10 protein-coding genes are annotated in these 13,199 nt (G+C 61.7%); 6 read left to right on the forward strand and 4 right to left on the reverse strand.

Features of this window, described 5'->3' with window-relative positions; genetic code table 11:
- The first annotated feature begins 293 nt into the window (after positions 1-293).
- The 3 genes from GV002_RS17665 to GV002_RS17675 all read left to right on the forward strand — a co-directional run bounded on the left by GV002_RS17665 (position 294) and on the right by GV002_RS17675 (position 5,724).
- Positions 294-1,625: a deoxyguanosinetriphosphate triphosphohydrolase gene (locus GV002_RS17665; RefSeq protein ID WP_160019610.1), complete on the forward strand. Its 1,332-nt coding sequence runs from the start codon at positions 294-296 to the stop codon at positions 1,623-1,625.
- 12 nt (positions 1,626-1,637) lie between these two features.
- The gene (locus GV002_RS17670; protein WP_160019611.1) at positions 1,638-2,702 is read left to right on the forward strand and encodes an FUSC family protein; all 1,065 of its coding nucleotides are present in this window, start codon (positions 1,638-1,640) and stop codon (positions 2,700-2,702) included.
- 70 nt (positions 2,703-2,772) lie between these two features.
- Positions 2,773-5,724 carry an HD domain-containing phosphohydrolase gene (locus tag GV002_RS17675; protein ID WP_160019612.1) on the forward strand — a complete coding sequence of 984 codons (2,952 nt, stop codon included), beginning with the start codon at positions 2,773-2,775 and terminating at the stop codon, positions 5,722-5,724.
- Positions 5,725-5,827: 103 nt separating this feature from the next.
- Here GV002_RS17675 and GV002_RS17680 read toward each other — a convergent pair whose 3' ends face one another.
- Entirely contained in the window at positions 5,828-6,169 is a 342-nt protein-coding gene (locus GV002_RS17680) for a YggL family protein (protein ID WP_160019613.1), read from the reverse strand.
- Between the two features lie 248 nt (positions 6,170-6,417).
- On the opposite strand from GV002_RS17680, the gene dacB reads away from it, so the two are divergent.
- Complete coding sequence (gene dacB, locus GV002_RS17685) at positions 6,418-7,854, forward strand: D-alanyl-D-alanine carboxypeptidase/D-alanyl-D-alanine-endopeptidase (protein ID WP_160019614.1); 1,437 nt, start codon at positions 6,418-6,420, stop codon at positions 7,852-7,854.
- 71 nt (positions 7,855-7,925) lie between these two features.
- Here the strand turns inward: dacB and rlmKL are convergent, their stop codons facing one another.
- A complete protein-coding gene (gene rlmKL, locus GV002_RS17690) occupies positions 7,926-10,106 on the reverse strand; it encodes a bifunctional 23S rRNA (guanine(2069)-N(7))-methyltransferase RlmK/23S rRNA (guanine(2445)-N(2))-methyltransferase RlmL (protein WP_160019615.1) in 2,181 nt (726 codons plus the stop codon).
- Between the two features lie 416 nt (positions 10,107-10,522).
- On the opposite strand from rlmKL, the gene rmf reads away from it, so the two are divergent.
- Positions 10,523-10,738 carry a ribosome modulation factor gene (gene rmf, locus GV002_RS17695; protein ID WP_003244273.1) on the forward strand — a complete coding sequence of 72 codons (216 nt, stop codon included), beginning with the start codon at positions 10,523-10,525 and terminating at the stop codon, positions 10,736-10,738.
- A gap of 93 nt (positions 10,739-10,831) precedes the next feature.
- Here rmf and GV002_RS17700 read toward each other — a convergent pair whose 3' ends face one another.
- The gene (locus GV002_RS17700; protein ID WP_160019616.1) at positions 10,832-11,854 is read right to left on the reverse strand and encodes a quinone-dependent dihydroorotate dehydrogenase; all 1,023 of its coding nucleotides are present in this window, start codon (positions 11,852-11,854) and stop codon (positions 10,832-10,834) included.
- A gap of 86 nt (positions 11,855-11,940) precedes the next feature.
- On the reverse strand, positions 11,941-12,162 hold the full coding sequence (locus GV002_RS17705; RefSeq protein ID WP_072425434.1) for a DUF2835 domain-containing protein: 222 nt from the start codon (positions 12,160-12,162) through the stop codon (positions 11,941-11,943).
- Between the two features lie 144 nt (positions 12,163-12,306).
- Here GV002_RS17705 and GV002_RS17710 point away from each other — a divergent pair, with 144 nt between their 5' ends.
- Positions 12,307-13,188, forward strand: coding sequence for a DUF6685 family protein (locus GV002_RS17710; RefSeq protein ID WP_160019617.1), 882 nt, complete (start codon positions 12,307-12,309; stop codon positions 13,186-13,188).
- Positions 13,189-13,199: the final 11 nt, after the last annotated feature.

Consider the following 13,199-nt stretch of genomic DNA (forward strand, 5'->3'; position numbering starts at 1 on the left):
TTCACCGCACACCGTCAAATAACAAACGATCACAACTATTACTTAAACCCCTTCACAGCAATTAGTCAAATACCCGTCACAACACGTAAACAACCTCAATATAAGCAATAAGTATATGTTAAAAAGCCAATAAATTGACGATTGGATAATTATTACCTCCTCTCAAGCTCTCCGAATGCAGAATCCACCCAGGCGTCATGCCAACACGACGCACCTCATCCCTACCTCGGGTTGCGCAGCGCTGCGCGAACGCCGAAGCTAGGAAGCCTGGATCAACTTGGCGAGGATCAGCCTTGGATTGGCACACCCTGCTCACCCGCGAACGTCTCGGTAAACCTGCGCCCAGCTCTGCAGAGCTGGGACGCAGTCCCTTCCACAAGGATCATGACCGCATCATCTTCTCGGGTGCGTTCCGCCGCCTCGGGCGCAAGACTCAGGTGCATCCTGTTTCGAGTAACGACCATATCCACACCCGCCTGACCCACTCGCTGGAGGTCAGCTGCGTCGGCCGTTCGCTGGCCATGCGCGTCGGTGAGATGTTGCGTGACGACCTGCCCCACTGGTGCACGCCGAGCGACCTGGGCATGGTGGTGCAGTCCGCCTGCCTGGCCCACGATATCGGCAACCCGCCGTTTGGTCATTCCGGCGAAGACGCCATTCGCCACTGGTTTCAGCAAGCCGCCGGGCGCGGCTGGCTGGATGCGATGAGCGATGCCGAACGCGGCGACTTTCTCAATTTCGAAGGCAATGCCCAGGGCTTTCGTGTACTCACCCAGCTGGAATATCACCAGTTCGACGGTGGTACACGGCTGACCTACGCGACCCTCGGCACCTACCTCAAATACCCCTGGACGGCCCGCCACGCGGACGCACAGGGCTACAAGAAGCACAAATTCGGCTGCTACCAGAGCGAGCTGCCGCTGCTCGAACAGATCGCCGCCAAGCTCGAACTGCCGCAACTGGAAACGCAGCGCTGGGCGCGTCACCCGCTGGTCTATCTGATGGAGGCTGCGGACGACATCTGCTACGGCCTGATCGACCTGGAAGACGGCGTGGAAATGGAGCTGCTCGACTACACCGAAGTCGAGGCACTGCTACTCGATCTGGTAGGCGATGACCTGCCGGAAACCTATCGCCAACTCGGCCCCAGAGACTCGCGCCGGCGCAAGCTGGCGATCCTGCGCGGCAAGGCCATCGAACACCTGACCAACGCGGCCGCCAGCGCTTTCGTCGAGCAGCAGCACGCCCTCCTTGGCGGCGGCCTGCAGGGCGATCTGGTCGAACACATGCATGGTGCCGCCAAGCACTGCGTGCAGAGCGCAAAGTCACTGGCGCGCGAGAAGATCTTCCACGACAAGCGCAAGACGCTGCATGAGATCGGCGCCTACACCACGCTGGAAATTCTCCTCAACGCCTTCTGCGGTGCGGCACTGGAGCAACACAGTGGGCGTGCGCTGTCGTTCAAGCACCGGCGCATTCTCGACCTGCTCAGCTACTACGCACCTGAGCCGGGTTGGCCCCTGTATCGCTCGTTCATGCGAGTGATCGACTTCATCGCTGGCATGACGGACAGCTACGCTACGGAAATGGCGAGGGAGATGACGGGCCGTTCGAGCCCGATCTGACGAAAAGAGCGCATGAAGAACCTGATTCGCAACAGTTTCACCTGGCATGCCGGTCCGCCGGCCTGGGGCCCGGCCGTGGTCGCCGGGCTGGGCTGCGCCTTGCCGCTGGTACTGGGCCTGTTCACCGCTCACAGTGGTTTTCTCTGGGCTTCGGCTGGCGCCTTTCAGGCCGCCCAGGCAAATCCACTGCACCGTTTCGGCATGCTGCGCATGCTACTGCTCACCGGCCTGGGTGCTTGCAGCGCCGGCCTGGGTTTCTGGGCCGCCAGCCACCCGCTTATCAGCCTGGGCATTTTCGCTGCTTTCGGCCTGCTGCTGGCCTGGCTACAACGTTTCGGCAGCGAAGCCGGCAAGTTGGGTATCGGTCTGTGCATCTGCCTGTGCCTCGGCCAGGGACAATTCGGCATTGGGAATCTGCACAACCCTTATGCAGTGGCCATGCTGTTCGTTCTCGGTGGGCTCTGGGTCATGCTGCTGGCCTTCGGGCTGCGTGGCCTGCATGGCCTGCGCATGTGGCCGTACATGCCGCGTTTCCTGGCCATCCTCAAGGTACTCAAGCGTCACGCGCAGCGCCTGCCTCGTCAGCAATGGCGCCTGCATGCCCTGGCCTGCATGCTGGCTTTTGCCGCGTCAGGGCTGATCGTCAATCTGGCCGGTTTGTCACGTGGTTACTGGCTGACGCTGACAGTCATCACCACGTTACAGCTGGAATTCCAGGGCAGCCTGGTGCGAGCGCTGCAGGCGAGCCTGGCCAGCCTCGCTGCCGCCGGCTTGCTGATCCTCTTCGGCCACAGCCTGCAAAGCCCACCCACGATGGTCATGACCTTACTGGTGCTGGTGATTCTCAGCCGTGCGCTGCAGGCCAATCACTACGGCTTGTTCGTGCTGCAGACCAGCCTGTGCTTCGTGCTCCTGGCCGAGAGCCTTGCACAGGACTGGCACCTGGCGGAGGTACGCCTGCTCAACGCACTGATCGGCGTGGCCTTGAGCCTGACCGTAGCTCTTCTGGTACATGGCCTGCGCCTGCAACTGAACAAACCGAGCAAGGCCGAGGACAGTTCTCAGCAGCCTTTATAGCGTTTAGGCAGATTCGTCCACTCTTCACTATGCTGTTCAAGCCTGCAGCGCCCGCAAGGAGTGAAGTGCGATGCCCAATACCGCTGTTCCCAGAGAACGCCGTTTCCCTCTGCACGTTCATATCAGTGTCTTGTTCACGCTTCTACTGCTTGTCACCGGTGTCGTGCTGGGGTTGTTCAATTACCAGCAGACCAGCCGGCTGATATTCTCCAGCAGTTCGACACTCTTCGAGCGCATCCAGCACGACGTTCAGAGAGATCTGGACAATACCTACCGCCCCATACGCCACCTGCTCAGCCTGCTGGCGCTGCATCCGGCCACCACGGCAGACACGCTCGATGAACGCCTGGAGATGCTGCCGCTGTTCGTGCAGGCCCTGCGCGACAACCCCAAACTGGCCTCGATCTATCTCGGCTATGAGGATGGCGACTTCTTCATGGTCAGGCCGCTGCGCAGTGACGTGCTCAAGCAGCGCTTCAACGCACCGGACAAAGCGGCCTATCAGGTCTGGGCCATCGACCGGGGCAGCGCCGGGACCGACAGCGATTACCTGTTCTATGACGGCTCACTCAACCAGCTCAGCCGCCGGCAGAAACTCAGCGAGCCTTACGATCCCCGGCAACGCGACTGGTTCAAGCGCGCGCGCGGCGATGGCGGGCAGATCACCACCGCGCCCTATCTGTTCTTCTCCACCCAGGAAATCGGCACCACGTTGGCCAGACGCAGCGGCCTGACCACCGTGATCGGCGCCGACCTGACGCTCGATGACCTCTCCGCCACATTGGCAAACCACCGCGTCACCCCCAACAGTCAAGTGGTGCTCGCGGACAACGACGGCAACGCGGTGGCCTACCCCGAGAGCAGTCGCCTGCTCAAGGAGGTCGACGGCAAGGTATCGCTGGTCAAGGTCCGCGAACTCAATCCGGCCCTGGGTGAACTGCTGGCCGGTCAGTTGAACGAACGGGACGAGGGCATCGTCGAACTGGCCAAAAAGCGTTGGGCCATGGCTCACCGGCACATTCAGGAGGGTGGCCCACAGGGGTTGCATCTGGCCCTGCTGGTTCCCGAGCAAGAGCTGCTGGCCGAGGCTTATCGCATCCGTTGGCAGGGCGCGCTGATCACGCTCACCACCCTGCTGCTGTGCCTGCCACTGGGCTGGCTGACTTCACGCCTGGTGGTCAAACCGCTGCGCAGCCTGGTGCAGGAGGCGCAGGCCATTCGCCGTTTCGACTTCGCCCATCCGGCCAGCGGCCGCTCGCCAATTCTTGAGGTCGACCAGCTGGCGGTATCGATGAGCAGCATGAAGGACACCTTGTCGAGCTTTCTCGACATCGCTGCCAGCCTCTCGGCGGAAACCCAATTCGACGCGCTGATCAAGCGCGTGATGGACGCCACCGTCTCCATCAGCGCAGCCCAGGGCGGTTTGCTTTATCTACTGGACAACGACAGCGGCCGCCTGGAGCCACAAGGCCTGGTGATCGACGGCCAGAGCCGCAGCCTTACCGATCTGGGCATCCAAGGACTGGCCCATGACGATCCGACCTTACCCAGCTGGCTGCAACGTCCAGCAAGCGGCGGCGACAGCGTCGCCACCTCCATCGGCTTCGATCAGGCGGGTAAATTTCAAGGGCTCCTGTCGGCCATGGACAGTCCGCGCCTGCACCTGATCGCTGCCGGCCTGCATAACCGTCAGGGCGACACTGTTGGCGTGCTGGTACTGTTGCAACGCGATACCGGCGAGGATAACGAAAGCATGCTCAGCCCGGATCGCGTCGCCTTCGTCGACGCCGTCTCAGGCAGTGCAGCCCTGTGCATCGAGAGCCAGCGTCTGCTGGCCAGGCAGAAGCAGTTGCTCGATGCCTTCATCCAGCTGATCGCCGGCGCCATCGACGCCAAGAGTCCCTACACCGGCGGCCACTGTCAGCGCGTACCGGAAATTACCCTGATGCTGGCCCGTGCGGCGGCCGAGAGCGACGCCCCCGAGTTTCGTGACTACAACCCCAGCGACGAGGAGTGGGAGGCGTTGCATATCGCCGCCTGGCTGCACGATTGCGGCAAGGTCACCACCCCCGAATACGTGGTGGACAAGGCGACCAAGCTGGAAACCCTGTACGACCGAATCCACGAGGTACGCATGCGCTTCGAGGTACTCAAGCGCGATGCCTGGGTCGTCTATTGGCGTGGTCGTGCCGAAGGGGGTGAAGAAAGCGCACTGGCGGCTCTGCGCGACCAGCTGCTGAGCGATCTGGACGATGAGTTCACCTTCATCGCGCGCATCAATCTGGGTGGCGAGGCCATGGCCGATGACGACCAGACCCGCCTCAAGCAGATCGCCGAACGACGTTGGCTACGCACACTGGACAATCGCCTGGGCGTTTCCTGGGAGGAAGCCAAACGTTTGGAATACTCGACCCTCAGCAGCCTGCCGGTGGAGGAGCCGCTGCTCGCTGATCGCCTCGACCATCTGATCGAGCGCGCCGACCAGGAGGTGATCGCGCCAGACAATCGCTGGGGCTTCAAGCTGGAAGTGCCGCAATACAAATTCAACCGTGGCGAACTGCACAACCTGAGCATCGCCCGCGGCACGCTGACGGCCGAAGAGCGCTACATCATCAACCACCACATCGTGCAGACCATCCTGATGCTCGACCGCCTGCCCTTCCCCAAGCATCTGCAGAATGTCACCGAGATCGCCGGTGGGCACCACGAGAAAATGGACGGCACGGGCTATCCCAAACGCCTGACGCGCGAACAGATGAGCCTGCCGGCACGCATGATGGCGATCGCCGATATCTTCGAAGCCCTGACGGCGGTGGATCGCCCCTACAAGAAGGGCAAGACGCTGTCGGAGGCACTGAACATCATGGTCGGCATGTGCAAGGGCGCGCACATCGACCCCCAGCTGTTCGCTCTGTTCATTCGCGCAGGCATCTACCGGCGCTACGCCGAGCGTTTCATGCAGGCCGAACAGATCGATCAGGTAGACGAGCAGATACTGCTGGAAAAGGCGGGAGTGCTGTAGGGTGCACTCCACGCACCGAGCTTCTGCATCAGGTCAAACGCTGGGTGCGCGCGGCGCACCCTACCTGATGACTGGCGCCAGAGAACCCGGCGCCGAGTAGCGATCAAGCCTGGTTGATCGGGTTTTCCGGGTACCAGACGTCCTGCAACGGGCTGAGCTCGAACTTTTCCAGTTCGCCACGGCCTTTCAGCCAGGCCTCGACGGCAGCACGCTGCTCCTCGTTGACCGAGCCACGCTTGGCCAGGCAGACCAGACCGAAGTCTTCGCCACCGACGTAATCCAGACCATTGCCGGCGATGGCCTGATCGAGGAACTGATCGACGAAATCGTCGAGGGTCTGGTCGCTCAAGTCGGCCTTGAAGTTCAGGGTCAGCTCGAAGCCCAGCTCCTGGAATTCATCGACACAGAGCTTCTTGCGCAGACGGCGGGAACGGTTGGTCGCCATGAAACAATCCTCAAAGGTAATAACGCGCGGCACTCTAGCAGTTTCGCCGGCAGAGCGCCCGCTTTGTGTCGCCCTGGCGCCCCCTCGAACATGTTGAACGCCAGCTGTTTGTCGTAACTGTTTTTAACCCGGCCGAGCCGACTGCAAGCAGATTCTTGCGGCATAATGCCGGCAACTTTTCCCCGAGTCGGACTGTCGTTTATCTGTCTCCCTCTTTACTCCCGCCTGACAGCGGAAGGTTCTTGTCGATGATTCAGCGGTTTCGCCAACTGGCGCTGAGCGCCCTGCTTCTCCCCCTCGCCCTGTCCTGCCACGCTGCCAGCGCCGCACTCCCTGCCAAGGTCGAGCAGGCGCTGAAGGCCAACAAGATTTCCAACAACTCGCTGTCGGTGATGACCGTGCCTCTGGGCGGGCAGGCTGGCGGCCTGCAGTTCAATGCCGATATCTCGGTCAACCCGGCCTCCACCATGAAGCTGGTGACCACCTACGCCGCCCTGGAATTGCTGGGGCCCAACCATCAATGGAAGACCGAGTTCTATGCCGATGGCCCGCTGAAAGATGGTGTACTGCATGGCAACCTCTACCTCAAGGGTGGCGGCGACCCGAAACTGAACATGGAAAAGCTCTGGCTGCTGCTGCGCGACCTGCGCATCAACGGCGTGCGCCAGGTTCAGGGCGACCTGGTACTCGATCGCAGCTTCTTCGTGGCCCCGCAGTTGCCGGCGTTCAATGATGACGGTGGCGATGCCAACAAACCCTTCCTGGTCAAACCCGACTCCCTGCTGGTCAACCTCAAGGCGCAGCGTTTCATCACCCGCGCCGAAGGCGGCAAGGTGCATATCGCCATGGACCCGCCAATCGCCACAGTCCGTATCGACAATCAGGTTCGCGTGCTCAAGGCTGCAACCTGCCCGGCATGGCCTGACATTCGCTACAACGCGGTGGAGCAGTACGACGGCACGACCCTGATCGTCAGCGGCCAACTGGCTGAAGGCTGCAGCGCGCAGACCTACCTGTCGTTGCTCGACCACCCTAGCTATGCAGCAGGCGCAGTGCGCGGCATCTGGCAGGAGTTGGGCGGCAAGATTCTTGGCAAGGACCGCCTGGGGCCGGTACCGGAAGACGCCCGCATGCTAGTGCGCGCCTTCTCCCCGGATGTGGTGGAAATCGTCCGCGACATCAACAAGTACAGCAACAACACCATGGCTCGGCAGCTTTTTCTCAGCATCGGCGCACAGTACCGCACGGAAGCCGACAAGGACGATGCCATGGCTGCACAGCGCGTCATTCGCAGCTGGCTGGCCCGCAAGGGCATCACTGCACCGCATCTGGTTATGGAGAATGGCTCCGGCCTGTCACGTGCCGAACGCATCAGCGCACGGGAAATGGCGCTGATACTCCAGGCAGCCTGGCGCAGCCCTTACGCTGCCGAATTCCGTAGCTCGATGCCGCTGGTGGCGATGGATGGCACCATGCGTCGCCGTCTGCAGCGCACGCCGCTGGTAGGCGAGGCGCACATCAAGACCGGCACCCTGAACAACGTGCGCGCCATTGCCGGCTTCAGCCGCGACAGCAATGGCCAGGACTGGGCCGTGGTGGCTATCCTCAACGACCCGAAACCCTGGGGCGCCACCTCGATCCTCGATCAGGTGCTGCTGGAAACCTACAAACAGCCCAAACGCTGACAACGCTGTAGCTCGGATGCAATCCGGGGCTCTGTTGAACCCAAGCCCCGGATTGCGTCCGGGCTACGCTGTCAGCGTGCAGTGAAACGCCAGGCGCGGTGGATCTTCGGGTTGCGGGCGAAGTCCGGATCCAGTGTCTGCGCGCTGATTTCTTCGACCTGATAGCGCGCCACCAGGCTCTCATCCAGCTGGAACTTGCGGAAGTTGTTGGAGAAATACAGCACACCGCCACGGGCCAGACGCGCCATGGCCAGGTCGAGCAGTTCGACGTGATCACGCTGCACATCGAACACGCCTTCCATGCGCTTGGAGTTGGAGAAGGTCGGCGGGTCGATGAAGATCAGCTCGTACTCACCGCGATCCTCTGCCAACCAGGTCATCACGTCGCCCTGTTCCAGACGGTGCTTGTCGGAAAAACCGTTGAGCGCGAGATTACGCCGCGCCCAGTCCAGGTAAGTTTTCGACAGATCCACACTAGTGGTGCTGCGCGCACCGCCCTTGGCTGCATGCACGGTTGCCGTGGCGGTGTAACAGAACAGGTTGAGGAAACGCTTGCCAGCTGCTTCGCGCTGCAGACGCAGGCGCAACGGACGGTGGTCGAGGAACAGTCCGGTATCCAGATAGTCGGTGAGGTTGACCAGCAGCTTGACCCCGCCCTCGCTCACCTCCATGAACTCACCCTGCGCAGCCTGACGCTGATACTGCTTGGTGCCAGCCTGGCGCTCACGACGCTTGATCACCACGCGGCTCTGCGCCACGCCCAGCGCCTGTGGGATCGCGGCCAAGGCATCGAGCAGGCGCGCCTGGGCCTTGTCCGGGTCGACCGAACGCGGCGCGGCATATTCCTGGACGTGTACGTAGTCGCGGTACAGATCGACCGCCACGGCATACTCGGGCATGTCGGCGTCGTACAACCGGTAGCACTCGATACCTTCGCGACGAGCCCACTTGCCCAGTTGCTTGAGATTCTTCTGCAGGCGGTTGGCGAACATCTGTCCGCCTTCGGACAAACGCGCCTGCTGTGGTGCTTCGCTCACCGGCTGTTGATCGTCCTCGCGCGCACGCCGCTCACCGGTAACGAACTGCTCGGTCTGCACCTTGATCAACAACAACTTGCAAGGCAGTGCGCCGTTCCAGAACGCATACTGCTTGTGGCTGCGCAAACCCATGCGCTTGCCCAGTTCGGGCGCGCCAGTGAATACCGCTGCCTCCCAGCCCAGGCAGGCCTGACGCAGACGCTCACCGAGGTTCTGGTAGAGGTACAGCAGGCTGGCTTCGTCACCCAGGCGTTCGCCGTAGGGCGGGTTGCTGATCACCAGGCCCTTCTGATTCTGGTCCGGGCGCGGCTCGAAACTGCCCAGCTCGCCCTGATAGATCTTCACCCAGTCCGACAGGCCGGCGCGTTCGACGTTATTGCGCCCAGGCTGAATAAGGCGCGGGTCGGCTTCATAACCACGAATCCACAGCGGCGGCTTGGCCAATCCCGCCGCAGCGCGCTGCTCAGCCTCGGCATGCAGCTTCTTCCAGATTGCCGGCACATGGCCCAGCCAATTGGAGAAACCCCAGCGCTCGCGCTTGAGGTTGGGCGCGATGTCGGCAGCCATCAGAGCCGCCTCCACCAGGAAGGTACCCACGCCACACATCGGGTCGGCCAATGCGCCACCCTCGGCAGCAATGCGCGGCCAACCGGCACGGATCAGCACTGCCGCAGCCAGGTTCTCTTTCAGCGGCGCAGCACCCTGCTGCAGACGGTAACCACGCTGGTGCAGGCTGTGGCCGGAAAGGTCCAGGGAAAGCACTGCCTCACCGCGATCCAGACGCAGATGCACGCGCAGGTCCGGGTTGAGCTTGTCGATGCTGGGGCGCTCGCCGCCGGCCGTACGCAACCGATCGACAATCGCATCCTTGACCTTGAGTGCGCCAAAGTGAGTGTTGTCGATCCCCGAACCATTGCCACTGAACTCCACCGCCAGGCTGCCGGACGGCTCCAGATGGTCGCGCCAGTCCACTGCCTGCACGCCGTCATAAAGCTCGTCGGCGTTGTTCATGGCAAAGCGCGACAGCACCAGCAGCACGCGGTTGGCCAGGCGCGACCACAGGCACAGTCGATAGGCCACCTCAATTTCGGCATGGCCACGGACCGCGGCCGTTTGCTCACGCGCATCTTCCAGCCCCAGCGCTTTGGCCTCTTCCAGCAACAGGCCCTCGAGCCCCTTGGGGCAGGTCAGCACGATTTCGTAACGATCAGACATGGATGTTCCACTGCCTATGGCAATCAGGGAGGTGCAGCGGCGCACCTCGACTCAAAATAAGTGACAAAAGGTCACAGCGCGACCCTTCGTCGGAATAAGCAAGCACTCTCATTTGCACTAGCAAAATGACGGCATCGGCGCGCACAGCCAGATATGACGGCGTCTGGCTGAAAGATGCTGGACGTATCTCCAGCGCCCTTATGGCCTCACCCGCATTTAGGTTACGCCCTTATGACAAATCGATCATTCACAGGCCTCAGTGCATTCGTTAGAACACTACCTAAGGCTTTCGCCGCAACGGCGCAGGCACAGAAAGTTCGCCACGCCGGCAGCGGACTTTCGCAGGCAGAAGATTTCTGCCCGGCCTTGCCACAAGGCCAACGGGACATAACAGTCAACAGTGAGGGCAACACCCTATGAGAAGACTTAAGCGTGATCCGTTAGAAAGAGCTTTTTTGCGCGGCTATCAGTACGGCATCAATGGTAAATCCCGCGAACTTTGCCCCTTTACCCTACCTTCGGTTCGTCAAGCCTGGCTCAATGGCTGGCGTGAGGGCCGTGGCGATAACTGGGATGGGCTGACCGGCACCGCCGGTATTCATCGACTCAACGAACTTCACGCTGTCGGCTGATCAGGATCACCCCCGACTTCACCATGCCGACCCCCTCCGGGCGGCGGGCGCAAGCCCAAGGGCTCCTCCGGGAGCCCTATTTATTTATGCGGCTTATTTACGCAGCGCGGCAATCGCATCCACGGCCTCGCGAATCAGCGCCGGCCCCTTGTAGATGAAACCCGAATAGATCTGTACCAGGCTCGCACCCGCGGCGATCTTCTCCGCTGCATGCTTGCCTTCGGTAATACCACCGACCGCAATGATCGGCAGACGGCCCGACAGTTCACCTGCAAGCACCCTGACGATATGCGTACTCTTGTCGCGCACCGGAGCGCCCGACAAGCCGCCGGCTTCATCCCCATGGGCCAGCCCTTCGACACCTTCCCGGCTGAGCGTGGTATTAGTGGCGATCACCGCATCCATATCGGCCCCCAGCAGCGCTGATGCCACCAGCGCGGTCTCTTCATCACTCATGTCCGGGGCGATCTTGATCGCCAGCGGCACGCGCTTGCCATGCTCCTGGGTCAGGTCTTCCTGACGACGACGCAGCGCCTCGAGCAACTCCTTCAGCGAGTCGCCGAACTGCAGACTGCGGAGCCCCGGAGTGTTGGGCGAGCTGACGTTGACCGTGACATAACTGGCATGGGCATACACCTTGTCCAGGCAAGCCAGGTAATCGTCCACCGCCCGCTCGACTGGCGTATCGAAGTTCTTGCCGATATTGATACCCAGCACACCCTTGAACTTCGCTGCCTTGACCCGTTCGAGCAGATGATCGACGCCATGGTTGTTGAAACCCATGCGGTTGATTACCGCCTCGGCCTCCGGCAAACGAAACAGTCGCGGCTTGGGGTTGCCCGGCTGCGGACGCGGGGTAACGGTGCCGATCTCAACGAAACCGAAGCCAAGCTGGGCGAAGCCGTCGATAGCATCGCCGTTCTTGTCCAGCCCTGCCGCCAGACCGACCGGATTGGCGAACTGCAATCCCATCACGCTTACTGGCAGGCTGGTCGGTGCCTTGGTCAGCAGGCCATTGAGCCCCAGGCGACCACCTGCTCCGATCAGATCGATGGACAGCTCATGGGACGTTTCCGGGGACAGTTTGAACAGCAGCTCGCGGGCCAGGGAGTACATGGTCAGGCTCAGCTCGACAGGTAGAGGATTGGCAGCCGACGATTATAGCCGCGCCGGCACCCTCGGCGCGAGGCAAGCGCGCCAGGTCAGTCCAAAGGGCGTAAACTCAGCAATTCGCCGGAGCTACTGAACTCCAGCACGAAGGAACCAAAGATACCGGCGTGAGTCAGATACGGCCGCAGATGGTGGGCCGGCAAACTGACGCGGCGCCCGTCCCGGCTTTGCGCCATAATCCGGTTAGCCTGGCCACGATAGATGGCCTGCAATCGTTCGGCCGATAACGCAATATCCAGCACCAAGCTGGGCATGGAGGCACCCTCGCAAATGAATGCGGCTATTTTGCCACAGACCTGCAACGCGACAGGCACTCCCGCGCCGCGCTACGCTATATGGGCAATAGCCATCCGCGTCTGCCACACTGCAGCAGACGCTTCAGGAGCGATCTGCCGGCCATGAGCCTGTCCGAATCCTCAACTCTCAGTAGCCGCCTGGCCGCTCTGGCCCAGCGAATGGGCCTGCTCGGCCGCAGCTCACGGCAGATATTCGCCAGGGCCAGTGCCCTGCGCCTGCCATTCAAACCGTTGCCTGCAGCGGTCGAAAGCATTGGCTGGCACGACGGTCCGCAATTACAGCTTCTACTCAACCTGCCTCGCGGCGCACTTTCCGGCCCGGTGCAAGAAGACAAAGCCCACGCACACTCAGCACTGACTCAAGTAGTAGAAGCCCAAACGCAGCAACTGCAGTCGTTCGATCTGCGCCTGATCGATGGCTTCGCCTGCCGTTGTCCGGCGCCAGGCTACGCGAGCTTCGAAGACTACGCGGCGAGCGAACACTGCAAGCAGGTGCGCATTATCAGCTACAAGGATTTCGTTAAAACCACCGGGCAAGCATTGCCGCGCTTTCTCGCCGGTGAGCCAATCGAGCTACGACAGGCCAACTGGCGCGGCTCGCGCACCTTCTGGTCAGGAGAGATGCACGGCGAAGCCTTCGCTGGAGCCATCGCCTATGCGCGCAGGCGCGAACTGGAAGTGCTGCTACCAGCCAATCTGGTTCGCTATCGCTTGAATGAAGCGGGCCTGGATAACCTGCAAAAGCGCTATCACGTACTGGCCATGCCAGAAGCGGCCTGGAGCGATCCCAGCTTCATGGGGCTGCTGCTGGACAACGGCATCCCCTATGCACGCCTGTCGCTGCTGAAGAAAGCCGGCACCCCAGAGTTCCTTCTCCTGCCCAAAGAGCATCAGCAAGCAACTGCGCTTGGCGAAGGATTGCGCCTGGCCGGCGCACCAGACGTGCCGAGCCATCTACGCCAGCTAGCCGTCCAGCCAGCCTGAGCAGACTGACG

The sequence above is a fragment of the Pseudomonas sp. 8O genome, from assembly GCF_902506495.1.
In the GTDB taxonomy this organism is placed as follows: domain Bacteria; phylum Pseudomonadota; class Gammaproteobacteria; order Pseudomonadales; family Pseudomonadaceae; genus Aquipseudomonas; species Aquipseudomonas chaetocerotis.